Consider the following 19,261-nt stretch of genomic DNA (forward strand, 5'->3'; position numbering starts at 1 on the left):
TCTACTTATCTATGCAAAATAAACATATAAATTTAGCCATTTTATGTTTAATTATTTTATTTCTTATACGGTTAGTAACATTACCGAATGTAATATCTAATATAAAATGGACGGCTAAGATTATTGCTTGTATAGGCATGATCTTAGCATTGACCAGTTGGTTATTTTCTAAATATCAATTACTACTTTATTATCCAGTCATGGTCAATGTAGTATTATTTGTTTTTTTTAGCTACTCTTTATCGCAACCTCAAACTATTATTGAGACATTTGCCAGAATCAAGAATCCAGACTTATCGGTTGATGCGATTCAATATACAAGAAAAGTTACTATATTTTGGTGTCTATTCTTTGTTTTCAATGGAACAGTAGCCTTGATCACTTGTTTAATCAATAATACATATTGGTGGACAATCTATAATGGTTTAATTAGTTATGTATTAATTGGAGTATTTATGGGGGGAGAATGGCTTTTGCGTCGAAGAATTCAACAATAGTTAAACTATCACAACAGTTATCACGCCCTGAACATGAAATTATAGCTTTTAGAAATAAGCAACCATTATCAATACGTGATTTAAAAAAACAAGTTTTACTACTAAGCAACGCATTACATCATAACCCTAATAAACATTGGGCGTTATATATGCAAGACAGTTTTAATTTCGTTGCGGGGTTGCTTGCTCTTTTCTATGTTGGTAAACATCCATATTTACTTAATCCACATTATCAAGAATTACAGCATCATTTTGAAGGATTATTAACAGACAACGTAGAGATTAATAAAAAAGAGCTTCTGAAAAAAGAGATTGTCACTATAGATCAAATTAACTCTAATAACTTAATAGAGGATTCTCAATTAATTAACAATGATTTTAAACAACAAACATTAACACTATTTACTTCTGGATCGACAGGATTACCTAAATCAATTGACAAATCAATTTTACAGCTTGAGTACGAAATTCAAGAACTCCAAAACAATTGGGGGGAATTTAACAATGATTTATTTCTTTCATCAGTTTCACACGAACATATGTATGGTCTAACATTTAAAATAATGTTATCTCTATGTAGTAAAATACCTTTTGTTTGTGAAGCAATACTCTACCAAGAACAGCTCATAACTTATAATAATAAAAAAATTATTTATATTACAACGCCTTCCATTATTAAAACTTTAGATAGTAAATTACCCAAAATTGATTGTGACAAAGTTATTTCTTCTGGAGGGAAACTCACTTATGAAGAGGCTCAATTCTGTAAACAAAATTTTAATGTACTTCCAAATGAAATATATGGCTCTAGCGAAACAGGCATTATCGCAACTCGCCAGCAAGAACATATTAATACTGCTTGGCAATTATTTTCTTCAATGAAAATTGAATATATCTCAGAAAGACCTCAGCTAATTTCACCTTTATTAGCACAACCTGAGCCGTTAAACGATAAACTAAAAAAGGTTGATGATAACCATTTTCACTTGATTGGTAGAATAGATAAAATTATTAAAATTTCTGAAAATAGAGTCTCGCTAACTTATATTGAAAACCAAATTAACCAGCTCAATGAAGTACAACAGGCAATTATTATCCCAATAGAACAAAATAATAGAACAGTATTGGGGGCAATTATCGAATTATCGCCGAAATACAAACAACAACTAAAGCACAAAGATCATTTCAAATTAACACAATATTTTCGACATTTATTGATAGATACATTATCATTAAACGAAATGCCTAAAAAATGGCGATTTATTGATTCTTTACCTAAAAATTCTCAAGGGAAGTGTACGTATATTGAATTAAAGAAATTATTTGAAACATCAGAGAAAAGAATGAAAAAAGAATTTTCAAAGGAAATTAGCATTAATTTTAGTGACACGCAAGCTGACATTGAACTGCATATATCACCAGATCTGTTCTGGTTTAAAGGACATTTTCCATCCCAACCATTACTACCTGGCGTAACTCAGCTTAATTGGGTTGTACATTATGCTAAAAAATGTTTTGATTCAGCATTATATTTATCATCAGTAGATGTGATTAAATTTCAATGCCCTGTCCTACCAGAAGATCATTTAATGCTGCATTTGAAATGGGATAAAGATACTAATAAATTAGAGTTTACTTACACATTTATTACACCTAATGATAATGCAAAAATAGCAAGTTTAGGAAAATTAACATTATGTCGGTAGTTCCATTTTTTATTCCTTCTAATTATTGCTTTGTTATTCCTTGCTATAACCACAGTGAAGCATTACTTGGTGTTCTCAAACATCTTGCATCTTATGAGATAAATTGCATTTTAGTCGATGATGGAAGTTCAGTTAATGAAGTTCAAAAAATGGATCAAATTATCGCCTTGTTTCCGTGGGTCACGCTACTCCGTTTAAAAACAAACCAAGGAAAAGGTGCGGCAGTTATGACAGGATTGGAATATGCATATAACCAAGGTTATGCCTATGCAATACAAATAGATGCGGATGGTCAACATGATAGCCAGATTGTAAAAAAACTTATTGAACAATCATTACAAAATCCTCATGCCTTAATATCTGGTTGTCCAATATATGATAATAGTGTCCCTAAACATCGGCTTATTGCCCGATATATAACGCATTTTTGGGTATGGATTGAAACCTTATCTTTTTCAATAAAAGATAGTATGTGTGGATTTCGTGTTTATCCTTTACAAGCAACATGTAATCTTATTAAGCAATCCAATATAGGAAAAAGAATGGATTTCGATACAGATATCATGGTCCAATTATATTGGAAAGGTATACCGTCTATTTTTGTGCCAACTAAAGTCACATATCCTAAAGATGGCATATCACATTTCAAAGCGTTTAAAGATAATTTACTCATTACCAAGATGCATACTAAATTATTTTTGGGAATGCTTCCACGCATACTACCGTTAATAAAAAGGAATTATAAAAAAAACGATGAGCAAATTCATTGGTCGCAAACACAAGAACGAAAGGGCTTATTTGGAATTAGATTAATTCTGAAGTTTTACCACATATTTGGTAGAAAAACCTCTAAATTAATTATGTTTCCTGTTATCACCTATTTTTGGCTAACAGGAAAAAAACAACGTCAAGCATCTAAGCAGTATATAGAAATAATTAGTAATTATTATAAAAATATTCCTCTTATTAATAAAAATCAGCTCACTAGTTTTCACCATTTTCAGCGCTTTGGTGAATCGTTTCTAGATAAAATAGCATGTTGGCAAGGAGACATAAAAATAGACGATATTTATTCGCCCAATATGGATACTTACTTAGATTTAATATCTAATAAACAGGGTATTATCTTAATATGCTCACATCTCGGAGATGTTGAAATATGCAGAGCGCTTGCTCAACTATCACATAATATCAAAATTAATACTCTTGTTTTTAGAAAACATGCTGCTCGTTTTAATCAAATTCTTAAAGAAACTAATCAAGCATCAACCTTCAATCTAATACAAGTAGATTCAATTGGTGCTGACACTGCAATTTTACTTAAACAAAAATTAGAACAAGGCGAATGGGTTGCGATTGTTGGTGACAGAACATCAAGCAATCCACACCAAAGAATGCTTGATGAATCAGTAAGCTGGGCTGATTTCTTAGGCAAACCAGCTCCTTTTCCAAAAGGACCATTCATATTATCTTCAGCTTTAGGTGTTCCTGTTTATTTAGCCTGGGGATTAAAACCAAACGGACGTTTTCAAATATACTTTGAGCATTTTGCCGATAAATTAAAAATATCAAGAAAAAACCGTAAAGCTGAACTTGATTTAATCATACAAAATTATGCAAAAAGATTAGAACATTATTGCCTATTATCGCCTCTCGATTGGTTTAATTTTTACGACTTTTGGCAATTTACTCAACCTAAAACAAATGACATACACATAAGTAATAATAAAGATGAAGAATAATTTTAACCACAGTGTAACAATTGAATATACAACATCATTTCATGATACCGATGCAATGGGTGTAGTTTGGCATGGTAATTATCTGAAACTTTTTGAAAGAGCTAGAGAAGCATTATTCCAGAAATATAATTATGGATATATGGATATGCAAAAGTCAGGATATATTTGGCCAATAGTTGATGCTCGCATCAAATATACTAATTCAACTTTTGTAGAACAAACTCTACTAATTACGGCTCAATTAGAAGAGTATGAAAATCGAATAAAAATTAACTATACCATTAGGGACAGTAAAACTGGTAAAAAAACAACGTCTGGTTATACCATTCAAGTGGCTGTATGCATGACAACGAAAGAGATGAGTTTTGTTACACCTACAATTTTTTTAGAACAGTTCGGATTATTAAAATGAAAAATTACTTAGTCGCTTTATTAACTTTTTTTATAGCTTTTTTTACGACTGTTGCACAAGCAATTACACTTGAAGATATTCAGCAGCAATTTAGCAAAAATAAAATTATGCGAGCTGATTTTATACAATATCGCTATATAAATGGTTTACCAAACCCATTACATTCAACTGGAAAAATGATAATATCCCAAGATTTAGGTTTATGGTGGCAACAGCAAACGCCTTTTGTCATTACCTTAAAGATAAATTCAAAACGAATGGAACAAAGTATTGAAGATCAAAAACCTCAAATCATCACTGCTGAAAGCCAACCCCAACTCTTTCAGTTTAACAATTTGCTTACAAGTCTTTTTATTGCTGATAAAGAGATGCTAGAAACTAATTTTGATATCGAATTATCTGAACAAAATAAACATTGGATTCTTACACTCACCCCAAAAGTAACACCATTAAATAAAATTTTTAAACAAATAATACTCATTGGAGCAACACATTTAGAAAAAATTACCATAAATGATATGCAACATGATAAAACTACCCTTGAATTTTTGAATCATCAAACAACGAAATTAGCACAACATGAACAATCATTATTCAAATAATAATATAAAAAAATTAAAAAATTGTGCTATTGTATGGCTTATTACTGTAGTTTGTTTACTGCTAACTGCATCTTATCTTTTTTCTAATAGTAAGATTAATAGCAGCGTATTATCTTTGCTTCCTCAAGAGCAAACAAACAATGTTCCTATGGAGTTTATCAATGGATTTCAAGACAGACTTGATAAACAATTAGTATGGTTAATTAAACCTGCCGATCCTAATAATTTAGAATCAGTAAAATGGTGGTATCAAAATCTAAATAAACAACCATTTATCCACAGAATCAGTGGGCTTATGGATGAGCAATTTCAACAAAACTGGGGGATATTTGCTTATCAATATCGTTATCAACTTATGGATGAAAAAACGATCGAACGACTTAAAGCTCATAAACAGTTTGCTTGGATTCAAAGCCAAATATATTCACCATTTAGTGGTGTAAGCGCAAAAGAGCTTAATAGCGATCCACTTCTCTTAACGCGCTCATCGCAATTAAATCAACTTGGCAACACAGGTAGCCTAACCGTCAAAAATGGCTGGTTATCAAGCCAAGATCAGCAAGGTAATGTGTGGTACATGATCTATGCAGAATTAAATGGCTCATCGTTTAATATGCAACAATCACACCAAATTGTTACGCAACTAAATAAACTTAGTGAGCAATTAAAAGCTAAGTGGCCAGATACAGAAATCTTAAAACGCGGCGTATTATATTATAGCGATAATGCAAGTTTAGCTGCTAAAGAAGATATTTCAACAATAGGCAGTTTATCAATAATTGGTATCATTATATTAATTATTATAGTATTCCGATCTGTTATACCAATCTTGCTGTCACTATTATCCATTTTTATAGGTATAGTTTGCGGTGCAGTAGCTGTATTAACCATCTTTGGTGAAATCCATGTCATGACGCTAGTTATGAGCACCAGTGTAATAGGCATTACAATTGATTACTCATTACATTATCTAACTGAGCGATTATTACATGGTAATCAAGATTCAACCTATGTTAGCTTAAAAAAATTGCTAGTAACATTAACTATTGCTTTATGCTCAAGCCTTATTGCTTACTTAATTTTATTAATAGCACCATTTCCAGGATTAAAGCAGCTTTCAGTTTTTGCTATATTTGGATTAATAGGTGCATTTCTAACTGTTATTTTTTGGTATCCTTTCTTAACCCCCAAATTACCTGCTCGCGAAAATGTGGCATCTCAGTTTTTGACCTTTTGGCTTAATCTTTGGCAAAATAAAGGCGTTCAATGGTCAATGATATTATCAGCAATAATATTTATAGGATATGGTATAAACAACCTAACTATAGATGATGATATAGGTAAACTACAAGCTTTGCCTGTTCAACTACAAAAAGAAGAACAAGCTATTATAGATATAACGCATCAAACAACAGATCAAAAATGGTTCATTGTGTTTGGTGATACAGCAGAACAGACATTACAGCGATTGGAACAATTTTTACCGAAATTAGAACAAGCAAAACAAGCTGGTTTATTTAAACAATATCAATCCATAAATTTACCGTCCATTGCAAAACAGCAACAGAATATAGAATTAGTCGATCAATACATGCCTGAAATAATATCTTCACTTAAACAAATTGGCATAGAAACTCAATTACTAAATTTGAACGACACAAAAACCCTTATTACACCAACATTATGGGAAAATAGTGAAATTAGCCAAGGTAGAAAACTACTTTGGTTAACGCGAAAAAATGGCAAAAGCGCCACACTTATTCCAATCAGTGGTATAAATAAATTAGATAAAATCAGGGAATTATCTTATGAAAATAAAGGAGTTTATTGGTTAGATCGTCGTACTGAATTTAATAATATGTTTACTAACTACAGAATTCATCTATCCCAACTACTTACTGGGGCTGTAGTAATAATATGTTCATGTTTTGTTTTCCACAATCGTAAATATGGTTTAAAAACTGCATTAAAAAGTGTGCTACCAACATTATTATCAATCGGTATTGCACTTTCTGTACATGGTATTATCAATCAAGCACTTAATTTATTTTCGATGTTAGCACTCATTCTTGTCATTGGCATCGGTATAGATTATAGTCTCTTTTTAAGTAATTATAAAAGCCAAACTCGAAGTGCTTTATTAGCTGTAACAATGGCGGCATTAACAACTTTATTGTCTTTTGGATTACTTATAATAAGTCATACAAATGCAATCATGGGGTTTGGGCTAGTGCTAACCAGTGGTATTCTTGCCGCTTTTTTATTTGCTCCACTAGCCATAAAAAAATATACAGTGTATTAAAATAAATAATAATCAGGTAATTAAGGATGAAAAGATTTACGATATTAATTTTATTTTTGTTAACAATGCTTGTCTCAGCTTGTGCAACCAAAACTCAATCAGAAGCATGGTTAACGAAAGAAGTTAAAATTAACCTCCCAATGATCAATTTGAAACAAAATTATCATGATCAACAGCTATTAAAGTTTAAATATAATGATCAGGAAAATTCAATCATTACTTTAGTTGATGTAAACGATAATCAATTAAAAGTTGTTGGTCTTTCAGCTCTTGGTATTCGGCTTTTTGAAATTGAATATAATGGTGAGCTTATTAACTCAAAAAATAATATCTTTGTTAAAGAGCTCCCCCCGCCTGAACAAGTATTATCAGATATTATGTTAAGTATCTTACCGATTTCAGAATGGCAAACTGTGTTACCTCAAGGTTGGCAGCTTGTTGATAGAGATCTGCATAGAACACTAAGCGATGATAAACAACAAATTATCGTTGATATTACTTATACTGAAAAAGCATCAGAGCATATTAGAAAACCTATTCAAATTGAACATCACATATTTGGTTATCAAATTACAATACAAAGCATGGACACAAATTAAAATGGTTTATATTACTGCCGTTGGTGCAATTAATTCTTTAGGTAATAATTTAACTGAAATTAAGCAGGGTTTAACTAAAAACTATTGTGCTCAACATTGCTTAATTGAACAAGAGGGTTGGCTACTAGATGGTCAGAAAACTTGGTTAGGAAAAGTTAATGCTAATTTACCTAGCATCCCTGAACACTTGCAAAAATACGTAACACGCAACAACCAATTACTTTATGCTGCTTACTTACAAATTCAATCAGAAATTGAATCAGCTATTAAACAGTATGGTCATAAACGAATTGCTATTATTATGGGTACAAGTACTTCAGGGATTCATGAAGGGGATATAAATGTAAAACATTATTTGCAAACACAAAACAGTGCTTCTTCTTTCACCTATAATCAACAAGAATTAGGAGATCCTTCATGTTTCTTAACGGCATTACTTGAATTAAAAGGCCCAAGCTACACAATATCAACTGCTTGTACCTCAAGTGCAAGGGCGATCATTAGTGGAAAAAGATTGATTGAAGCAGGGTTAGTTGATGCAGCAATTGTTGGTGGCGCCGATAGTTTAGCAAGAATGCCAATTAATGGCTTTAATGCGCTTGAATCACTTTCTACCACTCCATGTATGCCTTTTGCAGAAAGCCGTAATGGCATAAACATTGGAGAATCTAGTGCTATATTTTTACTGACTAATAAAAAAACAAGTGATTATGCAATATTAGGAACGGGGGAATCGTCTGATGCTTATCATATATCCTCCCCTCACCCTGAAGGGTTAGGGGCAGAAAAAGCCATGCGAGCAGCATTAGATAATGCAAATCTATCCTTAAATGATATTGGTTACATTAATTTACATGGCACAGCAACCATATTAAATGATCTTGCTGAAAGTAAAGCGGTATATAGGTTATTTAGCCCAAACTTGGCTCCCTGTAGTTCAACAAAGCACTTAACGGGGCATACTTTAGGTAGTGCAGCGGCAACAGAATTGGCTATTAGTTACCTATTATTAGATCAAGATATTTATTTACCACAGCAAGATTTTTCAAAATCAGCATTTGATAAAAATCTTGATGAAATCAACATAGTTACTGAAAACATGATGTTAAAAACCCCAATTATAATGTCAAATTCATTTGCTTTTGGTGGTAACAACTCATCACTTATTATTGGAAAAATATAATGCGATATTCTCCAGCAAATTATTATTTACCACATGAAAGTCCTATGGTAATGATAGAAAAGGTTCATCTAATCACAGATGAACAATGTATTTGTAGTGTACAAGTAAGCAAAACCAGCGTTTTAGCACCATTTTTAAATAGCGATTACTCGTTATCTAATTTTTACGCCATTGAATTAATGGCTCAAACAATTGGCGTATGGAATGGATACTATGGCTTAATGAAGAATAGTAAACCAGTTTTAGGAATGCTATTAGGTGGACGATCAATAAAAACAACATTACAAAACTTCCCTCATAATCGTCGCTTAATGATACATACTAATTTAGTGCTTAACGATGCTAGATTAGCCAATTTTGACTGTAATATAATGATTGATGAACAATGTGTAGCGACAAGTAAACTTAATGTTTACGAACCAACTTTATCAGAACTTGATCAATTATTTGGTAAAACACGATTAGGAGAAGAAGAATAATGAAACGAACAGTCCTTGTAACTGGTGCAAGTAAAGGAATTGGTAAAGCTATTGCTTGTAAACTTTCGCAAGATGGGTTTGATATTGTTGTCCATTACCATAGTGATAAACAAGGTGCACTAGAAACACAACATATCATTGAACAGGCAGGTGGAACAGCTCGATTAATACAATTTGATGTGAGCAATCGTTTACAGTGCAAACAAAATATCGACGCCGATATAGAACAATATGGTGCTTACTATGGTGTTATCAACAATGCTGGTATTATTCGAGATGGCGCTTTTCCTTCTTTAACTGAAGATGATTGGACTAAAGTTATCCATACTGATCTCAACAGTTTTTACAATGTACTACATCCTTGTGTAATGCCAATGATAGGGCTACGTAGTGGCGGAAGAATCATTATCGTCTCATCAGTGTCAGGGATAGCGGGTAACCGTGGCCAAGTTAATTATAGCGCAGCAAAAGCGGGAGTAATCGGTGCAAGTAAAGCATTGGCACTTGAACTAGCTAAGCGAAAAATAACCGTGAATTGTATTGCTCCAGGTTTAATTGATACCGGCATTTTAGATATGGAGCCTATTGCATTACAAGAAGCAATGAAAATGATCCCATTAAAACGCATGGGACAAGTGGATGAAGTAGCAGGTCTGGCTAGTTATTTAATGTCTGATTTGTCAGGATATATAACCAAACAAGTAATTTCAATCAATGGAGGAATGATATGACTAAAAGAGTTGTCATAACTGGAATGGGGGGAGTTACCTCCTTGGGTAATGATTGGAATAGTATTGAGTCAAGCTTAAAAAAATTAGAAAATGCTGTAAGGTATATGCCAGAATGGGAAGTTTATGAAGGTTTGCACACTAAGTTAGGTGCACCTATTGACAACTTTGAAATACCTGAGCACTACACACGAAAAAAAATACGCTCAATGGGACGTGTTTCTCTACTATCAACAAAAGCCACAGAAATTGCCCTTGAAAAGGCCGGATTATTAGATGACCCAATCATAACTAATGGCGATACAGGAATTGCATTTGGCTCATCAACAGGAAGTACTGACCAAGTAGCCGCCTTTGGTGCTATGTTAAATGACAAAAATACCAATAATATTACAGCAACCACTTATATAAAAATGATGCCTCACACGACAGCGGTAAACACAGGATTATTTTTTGGTCTAAAAGGCCGCTTAATTACAACGTCGAGTGCATGTACATCAGGTAGTCAAGCAATTGGTTATGCTTATGAAGCCATCAAATACGGTATACAAACAGCAATGGTAGCTGGTGGTGCAGAAGAGTTATGTCCTTCAGAAGCAGCCGTTTTCGATACTTTATTTGCTACCAGTCAACAGAATGATAATCCTAAAAGCTCTCCTCGTCCATTTGACAAAGATCGCGATGGCTTGGTAATTGGTGAAGGAGCTGGTGCTTTAATTCTTGAAGAATACGAGCATGCAAAAGCACGAGGAGCAAAAATATATGGTGAAATAGTCGGTTTTATGACAAATTGTGATGCAAGCCATATTACTCAACCACGTAAAGAAACAATGAAACTATGTATCGAACAAGCGTTAAAAAAAGCTAATTTATCACCAGCGGATATTGGTTACATCAGTGCTCATGGTACAGCTACCGATCGCGGTGATATAGCTGAAAGTAATGCAACTTCTGAAATATTTGGTAATCAAACACCTATCTCATCGTTAAAAAGTTATTTCGGTCATACTCTTGGTGCATGTGGGGCATTAGAAGCTTGGCTAACACTTGAAATGATGCACTCAGGTTGGTTCAATCCAACAATTAACCTAAATAATATTGATCCAGCATGTGGTGAGCTTGACTATATAATAGGAACCGGTCGAAATTTAGATATTGAGTATTTTCAAACCAACAATTTTGCATTTGGGGGGATAAATACTTCAATTATCATCAAACGACTTTAATCTAATCAACACTATAACGATAAAAGGTAGCTAATTATAACTATCAGTATAATTAGCTCAAAAAATCAATTAAAAAGTTGACATTCATCACAAAAAAGGACTATTACAGCCCGTTTTCTTGTCTAAAAAATAATCTTTCTACACTTTTTATCACGTTCTTCGAAATTCTTTCCGATAGTCTTTGCCTACGTTGATAACAGACTGAGATAATTTTATGTGTTTCTAAGTGAGATAAAATAAAGTCGTCACTAGTGCTAATTTCGTCAACTAAGCCTTTATTTTTAGCTTGTGTTGCAAACCAGTGTTCGCCTGTTGCAACCTGTTCGATATCGACATTTTGGCGATACTCTTTAACAAAGTCTTTAAATAAAAGGTGAGTTTCTTCTAATTCTTGTTTGAATTTTTGACGTCCTTCTTCGGTATTTTCACCAAACATAGTCAATGTACGCTTATAAGCGCCTGCCGTTTGTAATTCAATGTCTACATCATGTTTTTTGAGTAAGCGGTTAAAATTAGGGATCTGCGCAACCACACCAATTGACCCGACAATTGCAAATGGTGCTGCCACAATTTTGTTAGCGGTACAAGCCATCATATATCCCCCACTCGCCGCAACTTTATCAACCACTACAGTGAAAGGTATATCACGCTGTCTAAACCGTAATAATTGCGATGCAGCAAGACCATAACCGTGAACAACACCACCTGGACTTTCAAGCTTAATGACAACTTTATCTTCAGGCTTAATAACAGCTAATACAGCAGTAATTTCTTGGCGTAATTCTTCAACTTCGTGTGCATCCATGCTGCCATTGAAAGATAATACAAATAATTTAGGTTTTACTTGTTGGTTTGTATTACTTTCTACTGGTTTAACTACATTATCTGACGATGTTTGTTCGGCAGATTTTTCTTGTTTTTTATCTTGTTTCTTTTTTTGTTTAGCTGCTAATTTCGCTTGCTTTCTCTCATTTTTTTTCTGTTTTTTAAGATCTTTCATAAACAGTTTAGCTTCTAGCTCGTCCATACTTGACATTAACATATCATCTTTGGCTTGCTCATATTCTTGGCTAATATCTTTAACTGATAAACGCCCTGCCGCTGTTATGGACTTACGGCGTTGGCTTAATATAAAAATAAGCACGGCTAGAATAGCTATAACCACTGTTACTGTTTCAGCTAAGAAAAGTGAATACATAGAAAACCAATTCATTTAATTATTACCCTTTGATGAAATATACTTTAATTGAATGTATTTAGTTATTATAACAAGATAATTGAAAGTTGTGCCGAAAATCAATAAAGATATAATTGTCGCTTTATTCGGCAAATCAAATTATTTATACTGATAGCCCAAATTACAGTTATATGAGAAAAATATGTCTTTACGACCAATTACCGAAATAGCTAAACAATGCAACATTCCCGAAGAATTTGTCCTACCTTATGGCAAACATGCTGCAAAAGTCGATTTATCCATTCTTAAAACAAACCAAAACAAACCTGAAGGTAAATTGGTATTAGTTACTGCTATCACGCCAACTCCACTTGGTGAAGGTAAAACAGTTAATACTATCGGGCTAAGTGAGGGATTAAATTATATTGGTAAGTCAGCAATCGCTTGTATCCGTCAACCCAGTTTAGGTCCTGTATTTGGGGTTAAAGGTGGCGCTGCTGGGGGGGGGCAAGCTGAAGTATTACCGATGGAAACATTAAATTTACATTTAACAGGTGATATTCATGCAATTACTGCGGCGCATGATTTGGCATCGACCGCATTAGATTCACGCCTTTATCATGAAGAGCGTTTAGGCGATGAATTTACCGCACAAACTGGTTTGCCTCGTTTAAATATTGATGTTAATCGCATTGTTTGGAAAAGGGCAATTGATCATAATGATCGTGCACTTCGTAAAATTATAGTTGGTGTTGGTGGTGGCTTTAATGGTGTTGAACGCCAAGATGGATTTGAAATTACTGCGGCATCAGAACTTATGGCAATCTTGGCATTAGCTTCAGATTTACACGACATGCGTGCACGTATTGGTCGTATTATTCTTGCTTATAATACGAAAGGCGAAGCCATTACTGCTGAACAACTTGAAGTTGCAGGTGCTATGACGGTATTACTTAAAAATGCCATTAATCCAAACCTAATGCAAACTGTTGAGCATACACCAGTACTAATTCATGCAGGTCCTTTTGCTAATATTGCCCATGGCAATTCATCTGTCATTGCTGATCGTATTGCGTTACAACTTGCCGATTATGTTGTGACCGAAGCAGGATTTGGTTCGGATATGGGCATGGAAAAATTCTTTAATATTAAATACCGCCAATCCGGCATCAAAGCCTCGTGTGTGGTATTGGTTGCAACGGTGCGAAGCCTAAAATCCAATAGCGGTAAGTATAATATTAAACCGGGGCAAGCTATTCCGAAAGAAATTTCAGAACCCAACGTTGAATTACTGGAAATTGGTGCAGCTAATTTAGCATGGCATATTAACAATGCCAAAAGTTATGGCTTACAAGTAATTGTCGCTATTAATCGCTTTCCACACGACAGTGAAGAAGAATTAGCGTTTTTACAAAAATATGCGATTGAACAAGGTGCATTTGCCTGTGAAGTAAGCGAAGTCTTTACTCAAGGCGGTAAAGGCGCTGAAAAATTAGCAAAACATGTTATTAAAGCATGTGATATGCCAAGTGAAATCAAATTGCCTTATCCTGATAATATGCCTCTCGCTGATAAGATTCAAACCATGGTAAAAAAATATGGTGCTAACAAGGCTAATTTATCAGCCACTGCACTGGAAAACATCAAAGAGATCGAAGAATTAAAACTGGATCATTTGCCACTTTGTATTGCTAAAACGCCAATGTCAATTAGTGCTGATGCAAACTTAAAAAATATTCCTACCGATTTTGATGTCGATATCAGTCATTTAGCGATATCTGCCGGCGCTGGTTTTATTCGTGTTTATGCGGGTAATGTGATGACCATGCCTGGGCTAGGTACTAATCCTGCTTATAGACAAATCGATATTGACAAAGATGGTAATATTGTAGGTTTAAGTTAATGCAAGAAGTAATTATGCAAACCCAAGAACAATATAAAGCATTTATTGACGAAGAAAACTGTATTGGCTGTGGCAAATGTATTCGTGTTTGCCCAACCGATGCTATAGTGGGCAGTAAGCAAGTATTACACACTATTTTGCCACAGTTATGTACTTCGTGTAGTAATTGTATTAATACCTGTCCAACAGACTGTATTACATTAAGCACTTTAGGCACTGTATTAAGTGAATCAGAAGAGTTAGCGCTAACTGAGAAAAAGCAACAGCGATTAAATCACAACCAATTGGTGCCGCCAACAATTTTGTTTCCTCGGACCACACCGATGGCAAACAAAACTAGCACATCGATCGACCGAAAACAGTCTATCGCCGATGCCATTGCTAGAGTAAAAGCCAAAAAAAACCTCGCTAAATAGCGAGGTTTTCATATTACGATAGAACAAATATTAATTAGTCTTTGTTACCACTTCTAAATGCACGTTTTCGGTCATTTTCCGTCAAATGACGTTTACGAAGACGGATAGATAACGGTGTTACTTCAACTAATTCATCATCGTCAATAAACTCTAACGCTTGTTCTAATGACATTTTAATTGGTGGTGAAAGTGTTGTTGCTTCGTCAGTGCCAGATGCACGCATATTAGTCAATTTTTTACCCGTTAAACAGTTAACAGTTAAATCGTTTGAACGAGTATGAATACCAATAATCTGACCCTCATAAACTTCAGCACCATGACCTAGGAATAATTTACCACGGTCTTGCAAGCCATAAAGCGCATAAGCCAATGCTTTACCTGTACCGTTTGAAATCATTACACCATTATTACGCTGACCAATTTCACCTGGACGAACATCATCGTAATGGCTAAAAGTAGAGTAAAGTAAACCAGTACCTGAAGTCATCGTCATAAATTCAGTTCTGAAACCGATAAGTCCACGGCTTGGAATGACGTAATCTAAACGCACACGGCCTTTACCATCTGGTAACATGTTTGTTAGATCACCTTTACGCAAACCTAGTGCTTCCATTACTGAACCTTGATGCTGCTCTTCAATATCAAGTGTAACTTGTTCAAATGGTTCTTGTTTTTTACCATCAATTTCTCTAAAGATAACTTTAGGACGAGAAACCCCTAACTCATAGCCTTCACGGCGCATATTTTCAATTAACACTGACAAGTGTAATTCACCTCGACCAGATACTCTAAAGGCATCGGGGTCAGGTGTTTCTTCAACACGAAGTGCTACATTATGTACAAGTTCTTTTTTCAAACGCTCAAGAATTTGACGCGATGTCACAAATTTACCTTCTTTACCAGCAAATGGTGAGCTATTAACATTAAAGAACATAGTTACTGTTGGTTCATCAACAGTTAGCGCTGGTAAAGCTTCAACGCAACTATTATCACAAATCGTGTCTGAGATACCGAGCTCACCAAGACCTGTTAATGCAATAATATCACCGGCTTCAGCAACTTCTGCTTCATAACGTTGTAGGCCTAAATGACCTAGCACTTGTCCTACTTTACCTGTACGTTTGTTACCTTCACTATCAACAATAGTCACTTGTTGATTTGGTTTAACACGACCACGTTTGATTCGTCCAATACCAATAACACCAACATAATTATTATAATCAAGTTGTGAAATTTGCATTTGGAATGGACCATCTAAATCAACTTTTGGTGGTTCAACATGTTTAACAATCGCTTCAAATAGTGGCGTCATATCTTCAGCCATATTTTCATGTTCTAAGCCCGCAATACCCATTAATGCAGAAGCATAAACGATAGGGAAATCTAACTGTTCATCAGTCGCCCCTAAATTAACGAACAAATCAAACACTTGGTCAACCACCCAATCAGGTCTAGCTCCTGGTCGGTCTACTTTATTGATAACGACAATCGGTTTTAAACCATAAGCAAATGCTTTTTGCGTTACAAAACGGGTTTGAGGCATTGGTCCATCCATTGCATCAACAAGCAATAATACCGAATCAACCATTGACATAACACGCTCAACTTCACCGCCAAAATCAGCATGCCCTGGTGTATCAACGATATTTATTCGATAACCATTCCAATCAATTGCGGTATTTTTAGCTAAAATGGTAATACCACGCTCTTTTTCAAGCGCATTCGAATCCATTATACGTTCATTGTCATCGCCACGTAGGTTATCAAGCGTACCTGACTGTTTTAACAATTTATCAACCAGAGTAGTTTTACCATGGTCAACATGGGCAATAATGGCTATATTTCTTAAATTTTCAATCACAATTAAAATCCCAATTAGGAGATAGATTCTTTAGGCGCAGTATTGTACACCTTTTTAGTTGAAATGTTGATCTATATCACAAAGTTTATTAAAAAGAACTTTATAACTTGAAAAAATCAGAAAAATATTGAATTTTTTTGTTAAAGTTTTTAGATTAATTTGCTATTTGTGTATAAAATTGATACGCAAATTCATCTACCTTTTCCCAATTTGTGTATTCAATAACAGGCTTTGTCACATCGGTATCCCCTTTGCCTAACCACATAATAAAACGGATCATATTACGATCGAACCAGTTATATTGTGGATAATATAAAGCGCCCGCAAATACTGCTGTTAAAGTTGGTTTCCAAGCAATCTTAGCTAAAAATTTTTTAGTATATAAATTAGTTTCAGGAGTATTTTTATTAGGTTTTCTTGCAACCATATTTACTCCAAAAAAACCTGATTTAATTTGATTTAATTCTTGAGAATTATCATTAATAAACTTTTTCATCACATTACTATAAAAACCATAGCGAATAGAACTTCCTAATAAGACGGATTGATATTTTGATAAATCGATTTTTGTATTAGGTAAAAGCTCGATCACATCACAATCACATTGGTCTTCTATTTGTTTCTTTATGCGTTTCATAATTTTAAGCGTTTGCTTCTCATGAGTTGTATAGAGTAATAAAACTTTTATTGCAGTGCTCATCATTTTTCCTTCTTAAAAACACTTGTTCAATTCTAATAATACTTTTTTATCAAAAAAGTAACAAAATAAGGATGATTTTATTAAAATTTTTGATTATAGTGTTAAGTTAATTTAACCAGTTCGGAACCAATTATGGCAATTTCACCACCAAAACTGAGTGCTATTATTTTGGCGGCAGGAAAAGGCACACGAATGTATTCCAACATTCCTAAAGTTTTACATAAAATCGGATCTAAACCGATGTTACAACATGTTATTGATACAGTTCAACAACTTAATACTAATCATATCAATATTGTTTATGGGCATGGCAAAATACAACTTGAAAAAGCGCTTAAAGATCAAAATGTTCAGCTCATTTATCAAGCTGAACAGCTCGGCACTGGCCATGCTGTACAACAAGCCATATCTTACATTCAAGATGACGAAGATATCTTAATTTTATATGGTGACACCCCACTCATATCGGCTCAAACACTACAAACTTTAATTGCTAATAAACCTCAACAAGGTATCGCTTTATTAACCGTTATTCTTAAAGATCCAACTGGTTATGGGCGCATTGAACGCAAAAATGGCAAAGTTGTTGCTATTATTGAACAAAAAGATGCTTCATCAGAGCAACAAAAAATCAACGAAATTAACACCGGTATAATGCTAGTTAATGGAAAATTATTGAAAAATTGGTTATTACTTTTAACCAACAATAATGCACAAAAAGAATTCTACTTAACCGATATTATTGCTTTTGCGCATCAAGATGGTTATGAAATCTTAACCTCACACCCAGTTCAACAATTTGAAGTTGAAGGTGTTAATAATCGCCTGCAATTGGCAATGTTAGAAAGGCAATATCAACAACTGCAAGCTCAGAATTTATTACTAGCTGGTGTAACACTACTTGATCCAAATCGCTTTGACTTACGAGGCACACTATCGCATGGTAAAGATGTTACGATTGATTGTAATGTAATTATTGAAGGAAATGTCAAACTAGGCAATAACGTATTTATTGGTGCAGGCTGTGTCTTAAAAAATTGCTCAATTGATGACAATTCAACAATCAGTCCGTATAGCATTATTGAAGATTCAACTATCGCTAAACAGTGCACTATCGGGCCTTTCGCCCGTCTACGACCTGGTTCACAGCTTGATGAACAAGCCCATGTTGGCAACTTTGTTGAATTAAAAAAAGCACATCTAGGCCAAGCAAGCAAAGCGGGACACTTAAGCTATCTTGGCGATAGCGAAATTGGTAGTAACGTCAACATAGGTGCAGGCACCATCACCTGTAATTATGACGGTGCAAACAAATTTAAAACTATTATTGAAGATGATGTGTTTGTCGGTTCTGATACGCAATTAATTGCACCTGTAAAAGTGGGTAAAGGGGCAACTATTGCAGCAGGAACAACGGTTACCAATAATGTGAATGAGAACGAATTGGTGGTTAGTCGTGTAAAACAAAGACAAATTGCTGATTGGAAACGACCAATAAAATCTAACTAACAAAGTTTAAACTAAGTGTAGTATTTTTGATACTATCACTAGCTATGGTGTAACAAAGGTTCTATCATAATTTTTCTATTCAGTGAACTTCAAGGATTTAACTGAATAGAAAAAATTTAAACACTTAAAAAACGCGACTCAATGAATCGTTGTACTTTATTCTAGCAGTTCTTTAATAATTAGCTGTTTAAAGATAAAAACTTTGTTTCCCTTCTCTTT

17 protein-coding genes are annotated in these 19,261 nt (G+C 34.1%); 14 read left to right on the forward strand and 3 right to left on the reverse strand.

What is annotated here, in order from left to right:
- Window positions 1-11 precede the first annotated feature (11 nt).
- Genes A9G36_RS00740 through A9G36_RS00790 form a run of 11 tightly spaced genes read left to right on the forward strand, consistent with a single transcriptional unit; the run spans window position 12 to window position 11,476 of the window.
- Window positions 12-497 (forward strand): hypothetical protein, encoded by a 486-nt coding sequence (locus A9G36_RS00740; protein WP_141670314.1) that lies wholly within the window; start codon window positions 12-14, stop codon window positions 495-497.
- Window positions 467-2,203, forward strand: coding sequence for an ApeI family dehydratase (locus tag A9G36_RS00745; RefSeq protein ID WP_065585260.1), 1,737 nt, complete (start codon window positions 467-469; stop codon window positions 2,201-2,203). The genes A9G36_RS00740 and A9G36_RS00745 overlap by 31 nt, the downstream gene beginning before the upstream one ends.
- A complete protein-coding gene (locus A9G36_RS00750; RefSeq protein ID WP_065585261.1) occupies window positions 2,194-3,945 on the forward strand; it encodes a glycosyltransferase family 2 protein in 1,752 nt (583 codons plus the stop codon). The genes A9G36_RS00745 and A9G36_RS00750 overlap by 10 nt, the downstream gene beginning before the upstream one ends.
- Window positions 3,935-4,357, forward strand: a complete 423-nt coding sequence (locus A9G36_RS00755) for an acyl-CoA thioesterase (RefSeq protein ID WP_034943503.1) — start codon at window positions 3,935-3,937, stop codon at window positions 4,355-4,357. The genes A9G36_RS00750 and A9G36_RS00755 overlap by 11 nt, the downstream gene beginning before the upstream one ends.
- Complete coding sequence (locus A9G36_RS00760) at window positions 4,354-4,959, forward strand: outer membrane lipoprotein carrier protein LolA (RefSeq protein ID WP_034943504.1); 606 nt, start codon at window positions 4,354-4,356, stop codon at window positions 4,957-4,959. The genes A9G36_RS00755 and A9G36_RS00760 overlap by 4 nt, the downstream gene beginning before the upstream one ends.
- Entirely contained in the window at window positions 4,937-7,261 is a 2,325-nt protein-coding gene (locus A9G36_RS00765) for an MMPL family transporter (RefSeq protein ID WP_065585262.1), read from the forward strand. The genes A9G36_RS00760 and A9G36_RS00765 overlap by 23 nt, the downstream gene beginning before the upstream one ends.
- 26 nt (window positions 7,262-7,287) lie before the next feature.
- Complete coding sequence (locus A9G36_RS00770) at window positions 7,288-7,860, forward strand: DUF3261 domain-containing protein (protein WP_034943506.1); 573 nt, start codon at window positions 7,288-7,290, stop codon at window positions 7,858-7,860.
- A gap of 1 nt (window position 7,861) precedes the next feature.
- Complete coding sequence (locus A9G36_RS00775) at window positions 7,862-9,043, forward strand: beta-ketoacyl-[acyl-carrier-protein] synthase family protein (RefSeq protein WP_065568802.1); 1,182 nt, start codon at window positions 7,862-7,864, stop codon at window positions 9,041-9,043.
- Complete coding sequence (locus tag A9G36_RS00780) at window positions 9,043-9,522, forward strand: ApeP family dehydratase (RefSeq protein WP_065568768.1); 480 nt, start codon at window positions 9,043-9,045, stop codon at window positions 9,520-9,522. Before A9G36_RS00775 ends, A9G36_RS00780 begins: the two co-directional genes overlap by 1 nt.
- Window positions 9,522-10,253 (forward strand): 3-ketoacyl-ACP reductase FabG2, encoded by a 732-nt coding sequence (locus tag A9G36_RS00785; RefSeq protein WP_034943512.1) that lies wholly within the window; start codon window positions 9,522-9,524, stop codon window positions 10,251-10,253. Before A9G36_RS00780 ends, A9G36_RS00785 begins: the two co-directional genes overlap by 1 nt.
- Entirely contained in the window at window positions 10,250-11,476 is a 1,227-nt protein-coding gene (locus tag A9G36_RS00790) for a beta-ketoacyl-ACP synthase (RefSeq protein ID WP_065568769.1), read from the forward strand. The genes A9G36_RS00785 and A9G36_RS00790 overlap by 4 nt, the downstream gene beginning before the upstream one ends.
- 103 nt (window positions 11,477-11,579) lie before the next feature.
- On the opposite strand, the gene sohB is transcribed toward A9G36_RS00790, so the two are convergent.
- Entirely contained in the window at window positions 11,580-12,689 is a 1,110-nt protein-coding gene (gene sohB / locus A9G36_RS00795; RefSeq protein WP_065585263.1) for a protease SohB, read from the reverse strand.
- 166 nt (window positions 12,690-12,855) lie between these two features.
- On the opposite strand from sohB, the gene A9G36_RS00800 reads away from it, so the two are divergent.
- Both A9G36_RS00800 and A9G36_RS00805 read left to right on the forward strand, forming a co-directional pair.
- On the forward strand, window positions 12,856-14,556 hold the full coding sequence (locus A9G36_RS00800; protein WP_065585264.1) for a formate--tetrahydrofolate ligase: 1,701 nt from the start codon (window positions 12,856-12,858) through the stop codon (window positions 14,554-14,556).
- Entirely contained in the window at window positions 14,556-14,972 is a 417-nt protein-coding gene (locus A9G36_RS00805) for an RnfABCDGE type electron transport complex subunit B (protein ID WP_051634234.1), read from the forward strand. The genes A9G36_RS00800 and A9G36_RS00805 overlap by 1 nt, the downstream gene beginning before the upstream one ends.
- 34 nt (window positions 14,973-15,006) lie before the next feature.
- Here the strand turns inward: A9G36_RS00805 and typA are convergent, their stop codons facing one another.
- Both typA and hemG read right to left on the reverse strand, forming a co-directional pair.
- On the reverse strand, window positions 15,007-16,833 hold the full coding sequence (gene typA / locus A9G36_RS00810; RefSeq protein ID WP_034943518.1) for a ribosome-dependent GTPase TypA: 1,827 nt from the start codon (window positions 16,831-16,833) through the stop codon (window positions 15,007-15,009).
- A gap of 154 nt (window positions 16,834-16,987) precedes the next feature.
- Window positions 16,988-17,533, reverse strand: a complete 546-nt coding sequence (gene hemG / locus A9G36_RS00815; protein ID WP_051825019.1) for a menaquinone-dependent protoporphyrinogen IX dehydrogenase — start codon at window positions 17,531-17,533, stop codon at window positions 16,988-16,990.
- Window positions 17,534-17,665: 132 nt separating this feature from the next.
- Between hemG and glmU the strand changes: the two genes are divergently transcribed.
- Window positions 17,666-19,042 (forward strand): bifunctional UDP-N-acetylglucosamine diphosphorylase/glucosamine-1-phosphate N-acetyltransferase GlmU, encoded by a 1,377-nt coding sequence (gene glmU, locus A9G36_RS00820; RefSeq protein ID WP_141670315.1) that lies wholly within the window; start codon window positions 17,666-17,668, stop codon window positions 19,040-19,042.
- Window positions 19,043-19,261 lie beyond the last annotated feature (219 nt).

The organism is Gilliamella sp. Choc6-1 (assembly GCF_001690385.1).
GTDB classification, from domain to species: Bacteria; Pseudomonadota; Gammaproteobacteria; order Enterobacterales; family Orbaceae; genus Gilliamella; species Gilliamella apicola_A.